A 16,896-nucleotide genomic window follows, 5' to 3' on the forward strand; every position below is an offset into this window, starting at 1 on the left:
GGGCATCCCCTTCGCCGCCCCGCCGACGGGCGAGCGGCGCTGGCGTCCGCCGCGGCCCGCCGCACGGTGGTCCGGCGTACGGGATGCCACCGCACCGGCTCACCCCTGCGCCCAGGTACCACTGACGCTGCTACCCGACGGCGGCCCCATCCTGCCCGGCGAGTCCAACCGCACCGGCAGCACCACGGAGGACTGCTTGTACCTCAATGTGTGGACCCCCGCCCGCACGAGCGGCCGACACCTCCCGGTCCTGGTGTGGCTGCACGGCGGCGGCAACGTCTACGGCGCGGGCAGCGACTACAACGGCGCTGCGCTGGCCGCCCGCGGCATGGTCGTCGTGACGGTCAACTACCGTCTGGGCACCCTGGGGTTTCTCGCCCACCCCGCCCTGTCGGACGAGAGCGCGGACCACGCCTCCGGGGACTACGGCCTGATGGACCAGCAAGCCGCCCTGCGCTGGGTGCGGCGGAACATCGGCGCGTTCGGCGGCGACCAGAACCTGGTGACGCTCGGCGGCCAGTCCGCCGGGTCCGCGGACACCTGTCTCCATATCGTCTCGCCGACCGCCAAGGGCCTGTTCCACCGGGCCATTCAGCAGAGCGGAAGCTGCGCCTCGACGGATGATCTCACCACACTCACGCTCGACGCGGCCGAGCGGAAGGGCAGTGACTTCGCGTCCTCGGTCGGCTGCGCCGATCCGTCGACCGCGGCGGCCTGTCTGCGCGCCGTACCCACCACCGAGCTCATCCGCGCCACCGGCAGCGGCCCCACGTCCCTGTGGGGAGCGAACACCGGTCCGCGTGTTCTTCCGCGCCCCGCGCACAAGGCGTGGGCCGAGGGCCGGGTGAACGCGGTCCCGACGCTGAGCGGCAGCACCCACGACGAATTTCGGTACTTCACCGCGCTGTATGTGGATCTGCTCGGCGGCGGCCCGCTGACCCCCACCTCGTACGCCGCCCTGATCAGGCTCCAGCACGGCGACCGTGCGGCCGCGGTTCTCGGTACCTATCCCGCATCGGCACATCCGTCCCCCAACCTGGCCTATTCCGCCGTCGGCACCGACCAGCGGTTCGCCTGCCCGGCACGGGCCGACAGCCGCCTGTACAGCGGCCGGGTGCCCGTGTATGCCTACGAGTTCAACGACCCCGAGGCGCCGCCTTTCATCCCAGCGCCGCACACTCCGCAGGGCGCCTTCCACGCCTCCGAGCTGGCCTACCTCTTCCCCATGGATGCCGTACGGCCCCTGACGCCTGCCCAGCGGCGGCTGTCGGCCACGATGACCGCCTACTGGGCGCGGTTCGCGGCCACCGGCAATCCCAACGGGCCCGGCGCGCCGGCGTGGCCGCGCCATACGGCCGCCGGGGACCGCATCCAGGTGCTGGCACCGGACCGAATCGCCCCCACGACCCGTTTCGCGGCCGACCACCACTGCGCGCTCTGGCAGCCTTCCCCCACCCCGGGAGGAGCGATGCGTTGACGTCCTCCCCTCGTGAACGAGCGGTATTTCTACGGCTCGCGCTGCAGGGGTTTCTGCTTCATCGCAGACTGCCCGCCGCCGACTGCCCTCGGAGTGTTATAGGTCTACAGCAGCTCCGCAGACAGAGACCGCCAGCCCGTCGGCCAGAAGGCTTCGACCGTGCCGCGGCGCGGTGGTCGGGGCCCTGTCGCTGCGCGCCGCCTACCGCACCCCCACCGCCTCCTCAACGGCGCGGACGCTCGCCCGCCGGATGCGGTCGGCGCATCGGCGCACGTCGTCGCCACGAGCGGCCATCTCGCCGCGTACGCCGTCATGGCCCGCTCCCGCGCGGACGGCCGGCTGCACGCACGGCCGACTGGCCGACCTGTTCACCGCCCACCAGGTAGAGGGGGTGGGTATCGAGTGCGCCCGCAAACCGCCCGAGCAGACCCCTGGTGGCAAATACCGGGTCGTCAATTCCTGCCCGTGGCGCCGGGCGAGTGGTGGGCCTGGCATGGGGTGCCGGGAATCGGAACGCCGTGGTGGGCCGCCAGTGCCAGCAACGCGACGCGCAACGGTCCGGTCTCCAGGGCGGCGTCCGGGTCGAACCAGCGGGCAACGGCGGCTCCGCTCGCCATCCGGAGGGTGAAACGGGCCAGTTCGTCCGACACCTCCGGACGGTCACGCAGCCCGAAGACGGCGCTCACCGATTCCTGGGCCCAGGTCACCAGCGCGTCGCGATAGTCGTGGAACTGGGCCACGGCCGCTGCGCTGGCGTCCTGTTGCACAATGCTCAGCCCCATCAGCAGCTTCACGCCGTGCGGATGACGCTGGTATGCGTCCTCGACCTCTTGGAGGAAGGTGTCCAGGCGCCGCGCGACATCGGCGCCCGGCACGGCGACCGGAGGCAGGGCCGCCAGCAGAGCGGTCCTGGCGCGCTCCAGCACCGCGACGTAGATCCCCTCCTTGCTGCCGAAATGCCAGTAGATGGAGCTGGCCGGCAGACCACATGCGGCGGAGATCATCGAGATGGAGGTGGCCGCGTAGCCGTGCCGCGACATCAGCTCGCCGGCGGTGCCGAGAATCGCGTCGCGGGACCGCGCACCGCGGTCCTCGGCCTGTGCCTGCGTCATACGGCCGACTCTAGAGGAAGTTCGACCACCTGCGGGCCCCCGGCCCTTGCCCCGCCTCACCCCCGATCGGCGGCTGTCGCTGGAACGGCACGATGGCTGTCAGCCCGCCCAGTTGGCCGGGCGCGAACTTCCCCACGGCCACGGTGCCCGTACGGGTGATGGTCACGTGCACGACCTCGCCTGGCCGGCCGTCACCACGACCGCTTCCCGCTGGGCCTGGCGAGCGGCAGCAGCCACTCTCTTCAACAGGGCTACTGATTAAGGGACTTGGGTGCCGAGCCCGTTTGATGATGCCCAGTATGTGGACCGGCTCGTGGTGAGTAAAGCCACAGTTAGAGCGGGCGAGTTGGGTGTGACCTGCGGTCGGTCTCCGGGTGGTCGTCCGATTCTGACTCCCTGTCTTTAAATGCCCCTTAACGGTCGTGATCTTCCCACCTAGGGTCCTGTGCTTGCGTGCCACTCGCACGCACGTTTGATTGTTCCTACCGGGAAGGACACGAGACTTCGTGCAACCGTCCATACAACGGTCGAAAGACCGGCGCAGAAGAGCCCTTCTCGCGGTATCAACCGCCTTACTGCTGACCGCTGATGCCTTGGTCCTCACCAGCCAGGCCTCGGCCTCCGCACCCGTCGCCGACCCGGTCGCGGATTCCCGCGGGGTGCATCAGCCGTCGAAGGCCGAGATCGCCAAGTCCGACATGGCATGGGCCGCCGCTCATGCCAAGGGCTCGAAGGCCTGGGCGATGCTGGAGGCGAAGCGCACCGGCAAGAAGGTCACCGTCACCGACGAGACGACCGCGACTTCCATCACGGTCGCCAACCCCAACGGCACCCTTACCACCCAGGTGACCCCGGGGCCGGAGCGCGTCTGGCGTGCCGGGGCATGGCACAGGGCGAACGCCACCCTTGTGCGTACCCCTGATGGTGGGGTGAAAGCGAAGGACCACCCCAACGGACTGCGTCTGGCCGGTGCAGGGGGATCCGAGCCGCGTTCCCTGACAGCCGCGCAGGAGGCCCCGGCCCGAGACCTGGTCACCTTGGGCAGCGGCAAGAACGCGGTGACCCTCCAGTGGAAGGGCGGCCTCCCGGCTCCTGAGCTGGACGGCACCACCGCCCGCTACAAGAACGCGGTGCCGGGCGCGGACGTCGTCGTCGAGGCGACGCGGACCGGCTTCGAACAGTTCGTGCAGATCGACAAAGCGGCCCGCCACAGCCGGCTACTCCTACACGCTGCCGGTCAAGACCGGCGGCCTCACAGCCAAGGCGAACAAGGACGGCTCGGTCACCTTCCGCGACAAGCAGGGCGCGGTGCGAGCGGTCATGCCCGCTCCGTTCATGTGGGACGCGGCGGTCGACCACCGCTCCGGCGAACACACCCACCGCGCCCGCGTCGGCATGAAGGTCGTGGACCGGGGCAACGGTGCGGTGGACCTGGTCGTCACCCCGGACGCCGGCTTCCTCGCGGATCCGGCCACCCAGTACCCGGTCACGGTGGACCCGTCGACCTCGGCCTTGGCCAACACGTTCGACACCTACGTCCAGCAGGGCGAGACCGGGGACCTGTCCACCGACACCGAACTCGACTTCGGCAACCCCGGCACGAAGAACGCGGACGGCACCCCGCGGACGGCGCGCGCGTTCATCACCTGGAACACTTCGGCATTCCAGGACGCGCTGATCGTGGACACCAACCTGTCGCTGTACAACTTCCACTCCGGGAACACCGACTGCTCAGCGCAGGAGTGGGCCGTGTGGGACACCGGCGCGGCCTCGACGTCGTCCCGGTGGACTGCGCAGCCGACGTGGAACAAGCAGTACCACTCCTCCACCCAGACCACCGGGAACCCCGACTGCGCCTCGCAGCCGGACAGATGGATCAACGCCGACGTCGACACCCTTGTGCAGACCTGGGCGTCAGCGAAGGCCACCCGGGGCACGATGGGCCTGAGGGCGGCGACCGACGACGTCAAGGCGTGGAAGCGGGTGAACTCCGCGAACGCCGCCTCGAACCAGCCGAAGCTGTCGGTCACTTACAACTACCGCCCCTCGGACGGCACCAAGCGAGAGGCCGGATCCCCGTTCAAGTCGTACGCAGGTGTGTGGGCGGTCAACACCACCACTCCGACGCTGCGCGACACCTTCACCGACCCCGACGGTGACAGGGTGAACGGAACCTTCCAGGTCTACGACGCCTCCACGGACAAGCCGATCACCACGGCGGCCGGTGACGGCCTGATCGTCTCCGACTTCGCCGACTCCGGGAAGCCGGTCAGCGTCCAGGTCCCGGCCGGTCAGCTCAAGGACGGCAAGACGTACAAGTTCCGCACCAATGCCTACGACGGCACCCACTACAACACCTCCTGGTCGCCGTGGGTCCAGTTCGTGGTCGACACCACGGCACCCGGCGAGCCCTCCCCGGTGACGTCCGCGCAGTATCCCGAGGGCGGCTACGGCGGCGGTGCGGGCACGGCCGGGACGTGGATGGCGACGACGGCCTCCGACGCCAACCGGCTTCAGTACCGGGTGGACGGCGAGGACGCCGACCCCGAGGCTGACATCCCCGCGTCGGGTACCTGGCAGACGGTCAACACCACCACGAGCGGCTCCAGCACCACCGGATCGTTCTCCACGACGCCGGCTGCCGACGGCGCCCACCATGTGGAGACCCGGGCCGTGGACCGGGCCGACAACACCGGCACCGGCAACGAGTACGGGTTCATCGCCGGATCCGCTCCGGCGTCCCGGCCGCACAAGGTCGATATCGCACTGCCCGAGCCCAAGAAGGACGCCCCCGATCCGGCCGACTGGAACAACCCCTACCCGGCGTTCGGCTGGGACGGCTGGGAGTCCCTGACCAGCCTGGGCAAGGTCAAGGAGAACCTGCCTGCGCTGCTGCCCATGAAGAAGCGCACGATCAAGGCCGGAGACGTCACCCTCACCATAGCCCCCGAGAAGAAGCGCAACCCGCTCGCGGCAGAGGCCCTGAAGGCCTACAAGGCCCAGAGCAGGCAGAACACCGCCGCGCCGCGCGCTCCCAGCGCCTACACCGGTCCGCTGCTGGACAAGTCCTGGTGCGACACGACGGACATGAACCAGAAGTCGTTCATCCGCCGCAGCGAGGCGTGCCTGTTGTTCACGTGGGGTGCCGAAGCCACCAGCGACCGGGGCGTTTTCCGCCAGTACTGGGAGGTGATGTGGCAGGTCAAGCTGGACCCCAAGGGGAAGGCCATAAGGACGTTCGTGCAGATGACGCCGCTGATGCCGACGGTGCAGGAGCAGTGGCCCTCCTCGCCGAAGGCGATGGCCTGGAACGTCGTGACCGGCTGCGCGAACAGCGGCTGCACCAGCGGAATGGGATTCGACTGGGAGAGCGGACGCGGGCCGTCGTGGTCCTCCGGGCTCGACAGTCATCTTGCGCAGGGAACGGCCGACTTCTCCTGGGACGGCAGCTTGAACAACGCCTCCGGACCGAAGGACAAGGACAAGTCGAAGGCCCTCGAACTCGCCATGGGTGCCTTCTTCACCACCGACAGCCCCGGCCTCGTGGTCACCAAGCCCAACGTCAGCGCGGGCCCGTTCGAGGTGCGCTGCGACAAGGTGTACGGCGACGGGGGCTGTGTGATCCCCTCTTACAGCCCCGGCTATGCGATGAACTCCAAGCGCTATCCGGCTGCGGCGGCGCACGCCTGGCTGATCCAGAACAGGCTCAAGCCGGAGTTCTTCGGCCAGACGCCGGTCACCGCCCTGCACTACATGCCGAACAAGACCCGCAACAGCGGCGGCAACAACAATGCGGGGCGCAGTGAGAATTCCAACCGGTACCGGGTGTGCCGCGGGGCCGCCGCCAACGCGATGGTGTACCACCCCAAGACAGCTCTGCACCCGGGCCTGGCGGATTCCAACAAGGACATCCGTTCCTGCGACGAGTACACCTTCAACTCCACCTACGAGTCGGCCGGCATGCCGGCAGCCGAGGGCGGCAAGAACCCGAAGCCAGTCTCGGATGCGAAGCAGGGCCGCGAATGCGTCCAGACGTATGAGACGAAGCTGAGTGACGGCACGTTCAAGCTCTACGACGACGAACGCTTCGCCGCTCCGACGTGGGACGAGACGTGCGGCCGGTCCTCCCTGTCCAGGAACGTCAACTCCGGGTCGATGTCGCACTGGGGAACCTTCGCATCCACCTTCCGGATGCTGGACAAGGACACCTACTGGGTCGATATCCAGGGCCTGAAGGACTGTGACACCACGACCGACACGGTCAAGTGCACGATGAAGCCCTAACCGGCCACTGACAGACGAGCGGCCCCCGCGCACCAGCCGCGGGGGCCGCGCTCGTCCACCCACAGGGTTACGCAGTGGCCCGCAAAGGGGGCAAAGGTGCGGAGAAGTGCTCGCAGATCACACGGACCGTCTCCCAGCCGTCCAGGTTGAATTCCTCGTCCTCCTCGTAGCGGCTGGTGTCGTCACCGACAATCCCGGCCGCCTGAAGCGCCGACGCCAGCACGTCCTCTTCCCCGGCCCGCTCGTCCTCCTCTCCGCCGCAGCCCAGCCCGAACCAGGTGATGCACTGACCCCCGCGCGCGTACATGAACTGGGACGGTGCATCCCAGGACCGTGTCTGGAAGAACAGCACGTCCGTGCCGTCCGCGGAAGCCCGAAGGGCCGGGGCGTTCCAGTCGTCGGATGCGGTACGGGCGGTGCCGTCACCGACCTGCTCCACCGCATACGCCCACCCCTGTGACGAGCCCACGACCAGGGGCCGAGCTCCCTCGGGCAGCCGGGACACCAGTTCCCTGGGGTCCAGGCCACGTGCGTAGGTGACCCACACGTCGATGCCCTCGTGGCCATCCAGCCACCACGTCTCGCCGGCGTCTGCCGCCATCACCGTTCCTCTCGTCTCGTACTGATGGGTCAGTGTCGTCGTTCGCAGTCGGGGGCGATCAGGGGAACTTCGAGCCCGGTCGTGAGCGGTGCGCGGTGCCCAACATCCGCTTCCTCATGGTGGGTCGGGTCGATGGTGCAGGGCACCGGCGGGGCTAGCGGTGCCGGATGAAGCAGAGGGTCGCGGTTGCTGTGGCCATGGATCCCTGATGGGTCGACAAGGACGGCAGGCCGGTGGGGCGATCCGGCGGAGGGGATTGTGCGGCATGTTTGCACAGCTCGCGCAGCTCCTCGGCTGAGAGCGCGCTCGGGCTGGGACTCTGTGGCTGGTGTGGGGGCCGGGTGCTGGCGTTGAGCGCCTCCGTCGCTGCGGCGCCGGTCACGGCCACGAGCACGGCGGCCCCGAGTAACCAGGATGCACGCCTCATGCGTTCTCCCTGCTCTGCTCTGCTCTGGTCTGGTCCGGTTGGTGGTCCTCATCCTGCCGTATGCCACTGACATCCCCGTCACGGAACGGGAGTTGCCCCGCGTCAGAGCGTCGCCATTTCCACGGAGGTGACCGCGTCGTGCGAACCGGGCCACGGCGGGGCCCACCGCGCGGCCCTGCCTGACGTCGCGCAGGTAGGCCTCGGCTCACGGGCTCCGGAGTCCGGCGCACGGGTACGTCATGATCATGGCTTTTGCGCAGGACCACCGTGTGCCCAGCACAGTCGCTGTAGCGCTGCTGCGGATGACCGGTCTTTGCCTCGCGGCAGCGGCGTCACGCCGGTCGTCCGGCCGATTCCGCCTGCTGCACGGTCACCCCGTCGAGCAGGCGGCGCTCGCCCGTGGAGCCCTTCGCCGTGGCGGCTTCGGTGGACAGCAGACAGTCCAGGGCCCGCAGGATCGAGCGCTCGATGGAATCGACCGCGGCAGCGCCCTTCAGAGCGATCAGCGATGCCCAGCTGTCCCTCCAGCGCCGCCATCGCCTCTCGCCAGCCGCTCTTGACGATGTCGTCGAGAAGCGGGCCAGCGGCGGTCGGCTGGATTCTCAGGGTGAAAAGGAAAGTTTTCCGCCGTAGTTCCTTCTCCGGTTCACAGCAGGGCAGGGCGTCGAGGGTCTGGTGGAGGGCGGTGAAGAAGGGGGAGGTGTCAGATACGCGTCCACGCGTGGTGCGTCGAGCAGATGCAGGAGCGCGAGCGGTCCCGCGGGGCGGGAGCGTGAGCGCCCGGCCGACCGCCGAGCGGGCGCTCTCGGCGGCTCCGTCGCGGTCTCCGCGCTCCCAGGCCGCCCGCAGCCGCCGCCTCCGCGATCGCCACCGTGTGGTGGCGCGGCACGTCCTCCGGTATCCGCCGCAGTTCCCTGTGCAGAACATGCGCGGGGTCGTCCGCCGTCTTCCGTCACAGAGCGTAGCCTTCCATCGCTTTCCGCACCCGCTGTGCGATCTGCCTGGTATGGGCGTAACAGAGCCAGGTGTTAAACAGAGCCACGTGTTATTGAATGAGGTGTGCGGTCAGAAATCTCGGGACTCTGACGCCCGGGTTCTGGTGCGGCCCCGGCGCTGTGCCGGGGTTGGCGAGCGAGCTGAGGTGAGTCGCATGGACTCCGACTCCACCCCTTCCCCCTCGTCTGCGTCGCCGTTCGACATGGTCAGCAGCGCTCTGGGGCAGTACATCCCGCGCGGCGCAGCGGCAGCGGCCGCCGGTTCTGCCGACGCGCAGGTCGACAGCGCCGCCCGCCAACGCGTACACGCCAATCTGCCCCCCGGCCGTCAGGAGCAAATCCTTGGCGCGGTCAACCTGGACGGGGATTTGAGAGTCACCCGCTGCAATCTGGACGCCCCCGTTTTCGCCGGGGTGGAGGTCGAGGCCGGGAGCCCTTTCGTCGGTCTTCTGCCTCCCGGGGACGTACCGACGGTCATACGGCGGTTGCGGCAGGTCCTCGAGACCGGTGAGCCGCACGTCGCCCGAGTCCAGCGCCTGCGGCGCAGCGACGGGTCGGAACTGGTCGTCTCGATGAGCATCCTTGCCGCCGCGGCGCCTCAGAAGGGCCTGACCGTCTCTCTGATCGCCATGGCCAGGAGGCTGCACCTGTACGCCGCCGAGACCGCGATCGGCACCTCGTTGGACATAGGCGAGACCGCGCAGTCGTTGGCGGAGTCTCTGCTGGCCTGGGGAGACGTGGCCGCCATCGACCTCGACTTCGCCGTGTGGACGGGCGAGACGGTCACCGAGCAGCCGCAGGGGCGCATCCGGCTGCGGCGGGCGGCCCTGGTGCCGGACCGGGCGTGGCCCGACGGCTACGTGACTCCGGGCGACGATCTTCCCAGCGATGCGAGTCGCTTGCTGGCGCAAGCGATACTGCGTGACGATGCCGCGCAGGCCATCGTCATACCTGATCGGGAGGCGATCGAGCGGGTACTCGGCAGTCCGCGGCTGGTACGTGCCCTGGTGCCCGGTGACCTGGCGGCGGGTGTGGCGTGCATACCGCTGGTCCTGGACGGCGCGCCGCCCGTCGTTCTGGGCGTGGCGGAGGTCTGGCGGCGGGCGGACCGCCCCTTCGACGACAGCGAGCTGCTCGACCTGCAGGAACTGGTTGCCAGGACCTCTCATCACGTCGACCTGGCCCGCCAGCACCAGCGCGAGCACACGCAGGTGCTGGCGTTGCAGCGCCGCCTGTTGCCACGGACCGGCGGCGACACCATCGAGACCGCCAGCGTGTACCAGCCCGCCACTCCCGACAGCGCGGGCGTCGGCGGTGACTGGGTGAACAGCTTTCCGCTGCCGGACGGCCGTACCGCACTGGTGGTCGGTGACGTCGTCGGGCACGGCCTGGGAGCCGCGGCGACCATGGGACAGCTGAGCATGGAGGCCCGCGCGCTGCTGTCCGCGGGGCTGGCGCCCGACGAGGTGCTGGAGCACCTGGACGAGACCGTGACGCTGCTGGACGACGCGGAGTCGGGGCTGGCGGCCGGTTACAGCGCCCTCGGGTCAACCTGCTGCATCGCCGTTTATGACCCGGTCAGTCACCATGTGGCGCTGTCCAGCGCCGGCCACCTGCCCCCGGTCCTGGTGCCCCCGGACGGGCCCGGCGGCCCGGTCGCGATCCGCCCCCACCCCGGGCTGGGCGCCGAGTTCGCGCTGCGGGAGCCGTTCGACGTGCACGCGTTCGCCGCACCCCCCGGCTCGCTGCTCGCCCTCTACACCGACGGCCTGATTGAGGATCCCGCCCTGTCGATCGACGAGGGCATCGGCAGGCTGGCGGACGCCGTGTCTGCGGTGCACCCCTGGGACGCCCTGCAGCAGGCCGCGCGGCGGGTGGTCTCCGAGCTGGCGCCTGTGCGCCGGCGCGATGACGTCACCCTGCTGCTCGCGCGCATGATCGGCTACCGCAAGGGGGACACCGCGACCTGGCGTCTGCCGCCCCGCGGCGACGCGGCCGCCCGGGCCCGGACGATGGTCTCCGCGCTGCTGGGGCAATGGCGCACCAGAGACGACACCCGGGACAGCGTGCTGCTCGTGGTCAGCGAACTGGTCACCAACGCGGTCCGCTTCGCCGACGGACCCATCACGGTACGGCTGATCAGGACCGGTCACGGACTGTTGTGCGAGGTGGGCGACAGCGGCAACGGCAGGCCGCGGCTCGGCCGCAACGAGCTCCTCGACGACGGTGGTCGTGGGTTGCACGTCGTGCATGGACTCACCAGCCGGTGGGGGGTGCGGTGGACAGACACCGGCAAAGTGGTCTGGGCGTCAGTCGCGATGTGACGCTGCCGCGGGTCGATCGGGCGGCGTGCGTTCGTCAGGCGTCGCCACCGGCGTTACGGGCAGCGACCGCGCTGGTACGGGTGGCGCGGCTCGCACTACATCCACTCCCCTTCCAGGCGGTGGCCGTGAGCCCCGGGGCCGCCGAGTACAGGACGGCACGAGTGTCCGGTTCCTGCCCGGCGTCGTGCGTCCTCCGCAGGATGTGGAACACAGCGGCGCCTCCGCGATTGCCGCTGGTGTGACTGTCCCGGCCGTAGTCCAGGAGTCCCGACGACCAGGCCTCGGGCGTCGTCTGCTTCATGTACTCCAGCACTCGCGTCCCACCGACGTCCACCTGCGTCCGCCAGCGGCAACTCCCGCAATGGCAAACGCTCCAAGACCGTCCTGACGACGTGGGCGGAGAGGGGCTCCACGATGGCGGCGGCACGGCGTCTGGGCGTCTCCCCGCGGCAGGCGGAGCGCTGCCTCGCCGGCAAGGCCAAGCACCACGCCGGGCGCTGAAGGCGGGGCTGGAGCGCGAGGTCGCCAAGGCGTGGCAGCCGCGCGTGCGGGCGCAGGCCCACAGGAAGGCCGCCACCAGCACCGGGCTGACGATCGAGACCCGGGCGAGGGACTGCGGGACATCTATTTCCGGGACAGCGGACGCCGCGCCGACAACCTTGACGTCGACATCACCGGATCGTGGTGGGGGTCGCCGGGTGGCAAGTGCCCTGGTGACAGGTGTTTGTTCTGCTTCCGGTTCCGATCTCCTACGTCAGGTTGTGCAGGATGCTGCAGTGTTGGAGTCCGGCTGTGATCGGACCGTCCTGGGCGGTGGCGGCGGGGCTGGGAAACCGTGTCAGCAGCACTCATCTGGCACTGCGGTTCAAGGAGCTCATTGGCGTCACGCCGAAGCGGCTGGCCCGCACCCACCGCTTCGCCGCCACTGTGTTTGCGATCAACCCCGCCGGACCGATCGACTGGGGCGACCTCGCCGGTGGCGGAGGCTACTTCGACCAGGCCCACTTCGGCCACGAGTTCCGGGCGTTCACCGGGCTCACGCCGACACGGCACGTCGAAGTCCGGCGGCCGTTCCTGCGCGAACATCCCGGCCACGCGCTGGACGGCTGGCCGCTGCCGGCCGATTGATTTCTTACAAGAGCGACAGCTCACGACGCGCTAATTTGGGGCACCCCATAGCAAAGGAGAGCCCCGTGGGCAAGGTGGTCATGTACAGCTCGGTGTCGGTGGACGGCTTCGTCGCGGACGAGAACGACCAGCCCGGACCGCTGTTCGACTGGTTGTCCAGCGGTGACGTCCCGTTGGACGAGAGCGGCGAGTTGAAGGTGTCGCAGGCGTCCTACGACTACACCCGGCCGTACTGGGACCAGATCGGGGCGACAATCGTCGGCCGCCACGTCTTCGACATGACGGACGGCTGGGACGGGAAGCCTCCGGGCGGGATCGACCACGTGGTCGTCGTGACGCACCGGCCGAAGCCCGAGGGCTGGGACCCCGAGGCGCCGTTTCACTTCGTCGACGGCGTCGAGGCAGCCGTGGCCAAGGCGCAGGAGCTTGCGGGTGACCGCATGGTCGAGGTCGCCGCTGGCGACGTCGGTGGCCAGGTGCTTGCCGCAGGTCTGGTTGACGAGGTGCGCATGGACGTCGTACCCGTCGTGTTCGGGTCCGGCAAGCGCTACTTCGGGTCGGTCCACGCGCAGCACCTGTTGGAGGATCCTGACGTGGTGATTCAGGGCAACCGGGTGCTTCACCTGCGCTATCGGGTGCGCCGTTGACCGATCTGAGCGGGTACGCGAGGAAGTCCACTGCGAACGGTGACACAAGATCGGGCCTCCGGCTGCGTTTGCGCATCGCTGTCTCTGGTCGGGCAGCCGACGCCGATCCGCCCAGCACCTCACCTGCGCAAGTCGACTCAAGATCAATGGTTGCCGGTTTCCGTCGCATCTTTGGCCGACCCCCAGGAAGAGCGGCTCTTCACCAATGCAGGGTGTAGTCGGGGTCTGAATCCGCCCTTCTCGAGTAGGGATCGGGCGATGTAGTTGGTGAGGTTGCGGAAGCCAAGGGCGGAGCCGCGCAGGTGCTCCAGGCGGCCGTTGATCGCTTCGGTTGGACCGTTGCTGGTGCCGGGCCGGTCGAAGTAGGCCAGTACGTCAGCGGCTCGCTTGCTCAGGGTGCGGCCGAGCTTGGCGATCTCGACCAGCGGCCTGGGGACGCCGGCGCTGAGCGACTCGATCAGCTTGACCATCAGCTCGGGGCCCGCGGCTGGGTCGGGGTGCCGGGAGGCGGCGATCATCCGCTGGTACATGCCCCAAGTGGCCTCGACCTCGACGTGCTCATCGATGGCGAACAGGGCCGTGAGTCGGGCGGCCTGCTTGTCGGTGAGCAGGTCGGCACCGGTGTGCAGGGTTCGCCGGGCACAGTAGAGCGGGTCGTTCTTACGGCCGCGGCGGCCGCGGGTGGTCTGCTGAACGTGGCGGCGGCAGTCGTTGAGGGCGTCGCCGGCCAGGCGCACCACGTGGAAGGGGTCCATCACCGCGACCGCGGTGGGGATCTCCTCAGCGGCGGCGGTCTTGAAGCCGGTGAACCGTCCATCGCGACGACCTCCACGGCCTCGCGCCACGCCTGGGGGCGCTGGGTAAGCCAGGCCTTGAGCGCGGCCTTGGAGCGGCCCGGGATCATGTCCAGCAGCCTCGCTGGACCCGTACCGGCGCGCACCGGCGTGAGGTCGGGTGATCACGGTGACGTAGTTGTCCCCACGGCAAGTGTGGCGCCACACGTGCTCATCGACCCCGATGACCTTCACACCGTTCAACCGGCCGGGATCGTTGATCAGCACCCGTCGGCCCTCGGCCAGGACCGCGTCGTTCGCGGTGTTCCACGCGACGCCAAGCCCTTGGGCGACGCGAGCGATGCTCAAGTGCTGACACACGATCGCCTCCAGCGCCCAGGCCAGTCCACGACGCGACAGCCTGGCCGGCGGCTCGGCCGCGCGGCTGGTGTCCTGGCGCCACACATGCCTACACCCGGTGCAGCGGTACCGGCGGATCGTCACCAGCAGGGTGGTCGGTCGCCAGCCCAGCGGCTGGATGGCTTCCTCGGTTCACTCGGTCTGCAAATCGCGGATCTGGCCGAGGAGTTCACCAATACGGGTGCGCATCGTCGTGGAGCTGGAAAGGCCGAAGCACCTTGCGGAACTCGCCGAGCGCGTCGTCTACGCCCCAGTTCAAGTCGCCCACATTGTCTGCTTGGGCCGGCAACGCGGTGAACATCCGCATCCCAGATGCTGTCGATCGCCCAATTTCCGCCGCCACGGAGGTCGCGAAGGATGCTGACATCGCCGAGCCGTGGTGCCGGTATCCCTAGACTGGGCGGAGGCTGGGGCTGGGCGGGCGTGGCCGGGAGCGGGGCCGAGGACCTGCGGTCCCGGCTCACGTTGGGCAGGTGTGAGGGGGAGTCGTGGGGAAAGTGGTCCTGCGGGAGCAGCGTGACCGGGACGGGGTCAGGTACCTGTCGGCGCGGCTGGCCGCGGACGGGGCGCTGGTGGTCGAGGGGCAGGATCTGGGGCCCGGGGTGACGCGAGTGTTCGGGGAGGGCATCACCGAATACGAGTGGACCCACACCGTGGCGGCGCGGCACGTGCCCGCCTTGGTGGCCGCCCTGGCGGGCGCTGAGGGATCGGACGTGCTCGCTCTGCTGGCTTCCGGTGCGGCGGGGCCATCCGGCGAGGAGCTGCCCCGGATCCTGGCTGAGCACCGCATCCCCTATGAGGTCTGGTCGCGCCTGGGCGACTGACGCCTGCCGGCGGCGGCCGTAATTCCCCACCAGCAGCGCGCTTTCCCCCGTCAAACGTTCGAGCGTGACAGGGATGCGGGACAGGATCGTGCGGGAAGCGGGCATTGCCGTGCCCATCTCGTCTGCCGGCACGACCGTGGTCAAGCTCGGCTCCCCGGTCGTGGCGATGTCGGTCGTGACGTTTCTCGCCCGGACGGAAACCCCCCAGTGGACGTCCCCTTGACGCCGCCCGGATGCAGACAGGGAGTCAGGGGTGTTGTGACGGTGTCCCTGCTGGAGGAGTTGGAGCTGCGTGAGGCTGCGATCCGGGAGCGGGTGGCCGAACTACCGGTGCAGGTCGCGGAGTTGAGTGAGCAGCCATCTACCTCGCCAAGGAGGAGTCGAGCACTAGGCTGCTGCCCCACGTGAGAGTCAGCCGAAGGGGGACGCTGTGCCACGGTCCGACACGGCGGTCAGGGCTCGTACACGCCTACTGCTGATGTACAACCTCACGCAGCAGGTGCGGGTGCCCGACGACATGCTCCGCCCGCTGACCGAGGCGCTCGACCTCGGCCGGTTCGCCGCCCATGTCGAGGCCGCCGGGCGGCTGTTGCCCCGACTGGTGCTGCACGAGCGCGTCCCCGAGATCACGCTGCCGCCGAGCGCGGCCCGGGTCGACGGTGCGGCCATCACCCTGGCCGTCACACCTCGCTGGGACCCGCTGCTCTTCGTGGAGGTCGAGATCGCGGACGACGCGGACGGCTCGGACGCGATCGCCGAGACCCTCTACGCCACCTGGCAGGACCGCTCCGCGACGCGCGTCGACGGGGCGCCGCTGACCGAGTGGCTCGACGAGCGCCTGCGCGCGCACGGCGTCACGGCCCGGCCCGCCGACCAGCCACCGCTCGAGTTCGGCCGGAACGTCCACCAGAGCGTCTTCCCCGGAGCGGCGCTGGCGCGAGGGCTGCTCGCCGAGCACGTCCGCGGCGACGCGGTCGGCTCGGACGTGGTGACGATCGTGCTCCGCGGCACGCTGGACGGCAGCACCGGTGCCACGCTGGGCATACGCCGGCCTGAGACGCTGAACAACCCCGGCCAGACCATGGTCGCGCACGGCAGGGGCGTGTCATTGATCGTCGGCTACGCGCCGCCGGTGGAGAACGCCTTCGGGCTGGCCGCTGCCGGCATCCTCAACGCGGTCGCGGCCGTGCACCGCATCCGGCGGCAGGCGTTCGAGGCGCTGGAGCTCGACCGGGCCGCGGTGGTCGAGACGGCGGACGATGCCCGCACCCTGGTCGCGCGGCTCTCGCGCCGGCTCAGCGATCTCCAGCTCGATCTGAGCTTCAGCGTCGAGGCGTACGCCGACACGATCCTCATCCCGGAGCTGCTGGTCGAAAGCTTCCACTCGTCGCTGCGCGGGGTCTCGGCGCTGGCGGACGCGCTGGCCAACACGTCCCGCATCGTCGAGCGCGTGGACGCCGTACTCGCGACGCGCCGCGTCGACCTGGAGACGGCGTCCCAGCAGTACGCCGAGCGCCGCGACCGGGTGCTGGCCGCAGTGATCGCTGTCGGCTCGGTCATCGCGCTCCCGCCTGCGCTGCTGCTCGCGTTCTTCGGCGTCAACAGCAGCGACGTGGATCCGCGCCGGTCGATCCTGGACGTCCACCACTACGGTGTCGCATACGCGATCGCCTGGTTGCCGTTCCTGCTGCTGATCGCGGTCGGCCTGGTGGCACGCCACCGCATATCGCTGCGTCTGTCCGCCCCAGCCGCCGACATTCCTGCTGTCATCCCCGATCGGCGCCGAACCCGGCGATCCTGGCTCGGACGATCGCGGCGACACGGTCGTTGACGCCGAGCTACGCGAAGACCGCGGAAAGGTGAGGCAATCGTCACGGCACGGCG

The 16,896-nt window shown here is 69.5% G+C and carries 12 protein-coding genes and 2 pseudogenes; 8 read left to right on the plus strand and 6 right to left on the minus strand.

Annotation, left to right across the window (positions count from 1 at the left end; all coding sequences use genetic code 11):
• On the plus strand, positions 1 to 1,477 hold a 1,477-nt coding region (locus tag F7R91_RS38945), incomplete at its 5' end, for a carboxylesterase/lipase family protein (protein ID WP_225321051.1).
• A gap of 452 nt (positions 1,478 to 1,929) precedes the next feature.
• Here the strand turns inward: F7R91_RS38945 and F7R91_RS38950 are convergent.
• The 3 genes from F7R91_RS38950 to F7R91_RS43410 form a co-directional block, all read right to left on the minus strand.
• Entirely contained in the window at positions 1,930 to 2,589 is a 660-nt protein-coding gene (locus tag F7R91_RS38950) for a TetR/AcrR family transcriptional regulator (protein WP_150958239.1), read from the minus strand.
• A gap of 10 nt (positions 2,590 to 2,599) precedes the next feature.
• A complete protein-coding gene (locus tag F7R91_RS42380) occupies positions 2,600 to 2,755 on the minus strand; it encodes a hypothetical protein (protein WP_191971837.1) in 156 nt (51 codons plus the stop codon).
• A gap of 549 nt (positions 2,756 to 3,304) precedes the next feature.
• Entirely contained in the window at positions 3,305 to 3,493 is a 189-nt protein-coding gene (locus tag F7R91_RS43410) for a hypothetical protein (protein WP_150958241.1), read from the minus strand.
• Between the two features lie 416 nt (positions 3,494 to 3,909).
• Here F7R91_RS43410 and F7R91_RS38960 point away from each other — a divergent pair, with 416 nt between their 5' ends.
• Positions 3,910 to 6,873: a DNRLRE domain-containing protein gene (locus F7R91_RS38960; RefSeq protein ID WP_331000717.1), complete on the plus strand. Its 2,964-nt coding sequence runs from the start codon at positions 3,910 to 3,912 to the stop codon at positions 6,871 to 6,873.
• Positions 6,874 to 6,940: 67 nt separating this feature from the next.
• Here F7R91_RS38960 and F7R91_RS38965 read toward each other — a convergent pair whose 3' ends face one another.
• Entirely contained in the window at positions 6,941 to 7,474 is a 534-nt protein-coding gene (locus tag F7R91_RS38965; RefSeq protein ID WP_150958243.1) for a hypothetical protein, read from the minus strand.
• A gap of 1,625 nt (positions 7,475 to 9,099) precedes the next feature.
• On the opposite strand from F7R91_RS38965, the gene F7R91_RS38970 reads away from it, so the two are divergent.
• Positions 9,100 to 11,220, plus strand: a complete 2,121-nt coding sequence (locus F7R91_RS38970; RefSeq protein ID WP_191971843.1) for an ATP-binding SpoIIE family protein phosphatase — start codon at positions 9,100 to 9,102, stop codon at positions 11,218 to 11,220.
• A gap of 95 nt (positions 11,221 to 11,315) precedes the next feature.
• Here the strand turns inward: F7R91_RS38970 and F7R91_RS43415 are convergent.
• Positions 11,316 to 11,545 (minus strand): annotated as a pseudogene (locus F7R91_RS43415) (type III polyketide synthase); the annotation flags it as partial.
• A gap of 488 nt (positions 11,546 to 12,033) precedes the next feature.
• Between F7R91_RS43415 and F7R91_RS38980 the strand changes: the two are divergent.
• Together F7R91_RS38980 and F7R91_RS38985 are read left to right on the plus strand one after the other, a co-directional pair.
• Complete coding sequence (locus F7R91_RS38980) at positions 12,034 to 12,348, plus strand: helix-turn-helix domain-containing protein (protein WP_225321052.1); 315 nt, start codon at positions 12,034 to 12,036, stop codon at positions 12,346 to 12,348.
• 65 nt (positions 12,349 to 12,413) lie between these two features.
• Complete coding sequence (locus F7R91_RS38985; RefSeq protein ID WP_150958245.1) at positions 12,414 to 12,995, plus strand: dihydrofolate reductase family protein; 582 nt, start codon at positions 12,414 to 12,416, stop codon at positions 12,993 to 12,995.
• Positions 12,996 to 13,138: 143 nt separating this feature from the next.
• Here F7R91_RS38985 and F7R91_RS38990 read toward each other — a convergent pair.
• A pseudogene (locus F7R91_RS38990) lies at positions 13,139 to 14,311 on the minus strand (ISL3 family transposase); the annotation flags it as partial.
• A gap of 365 nt (positions 14,312 to 14,676) precedes the next feature.
• On the opposite strand from F7R91_RS38990, the gene F7R91_RS38995 reads away from it, so the two are divergent.
• The 3 genes from F7R91_RS38995 to F7R91_RS39000 all read left to right on the plus strand — a co-directional run bounded on the left by F7R91_RS38995 (position 14,677) and on the right by F7R91_RS39000 (position 16,843).
• Positions 14,677 to 15,012: a hypothetical protein gene (locus F7R91_RS38995; protein ID WP_150958247.1), complete on the plus strand. Its 336-nt coding sequence runs from the start codon at positions 14,677 to 14,679 to the stop codon at positions 15,010 to 15,012.
• Positions 15,013 to 15,085: 73 nt separating this feature from the next.
• Positions 15,086 to 15,235: a hypothetical protein gene (locus F7R91_RS42385; RefSeq protein WP_191971838.1), complete on the plus strand. Its 150-nt coding sequence runs from the start codon at positions 15,086 to 15,088 to the stop codon at positions 15,233 to 15,235.
• Between the two features lie 255 nt (positions 15,236 to 15,490).
• A complete protein-coding gene (locus tag F7R91_RS39000; RefSeq protein ID WP_191971839.1) occupies positions 15,491 to 16,843 on the plus strand; it encodes a magnesium transporter CorA family protein in 1,353 nt (450 codons plus the stop codon).
• Positions 16,844 to 16,896: the final 53 nt, after the last annotated feature.

The organism is Streptomyces luteolifulvus (genome assembly GCF_008806595.1).
In the GTDB taxonomy this organism is placed as follows: domain Bacteria; phylum Actinomycetota; class Actinomycetes; order Streptomycetales; family Streptomycetaceae; genus Streptomyces; species Streptomyces luteolifulvus.

Excerpts from the sequence above, each read along its gene's own strand:
- F7R91_RS38950 (WP_150958239.1), bottom strand. The coding sequence starts at position 2,589 with ATGACGCAGGCACAGGCCGAGGACCGCGGTGCGCGGTCCCGCGACGCG.
- F7R91_RS38960 (WP_331000717.1), top strand. The coding sequence starts at position 3,910 with ATGCCCGCTCCGTTCATGTGGGACGCGGCGGTCGACCACCGCTCCGGC.
- F7R91_RS38965 (WP_150958243.1), bottom strand. The coding sequence starts at position 7,474 with ATGGCGGCAGACGCCGGCGAGACGTGGTGGCTGGATGGCCACGAGGGC.
- F7R91_RS38970 (WP_191971843.1), top strand. The coding sequence starts at position 9,100 with ATGGTCAGCAGCGCTCTGGGGCAGTACATCCCGCGCGGCGCAGCGGCA.
- F7R91_RS42385 (WP_191971838.1), top strand. The coding sequence starts at position 15,086 with ATGCGGGACAGGATCGTGCGGGAAGCGGGCATTGCCGTGCCCATCTCG.
- F7R91_RS39000 (WP_191971839.1), top strand. The coding sequence starts at position 15,491 with ATGTACAACCTCACGCAGCAGGTGCGGGTGCCCGACGACATGCTCCGC.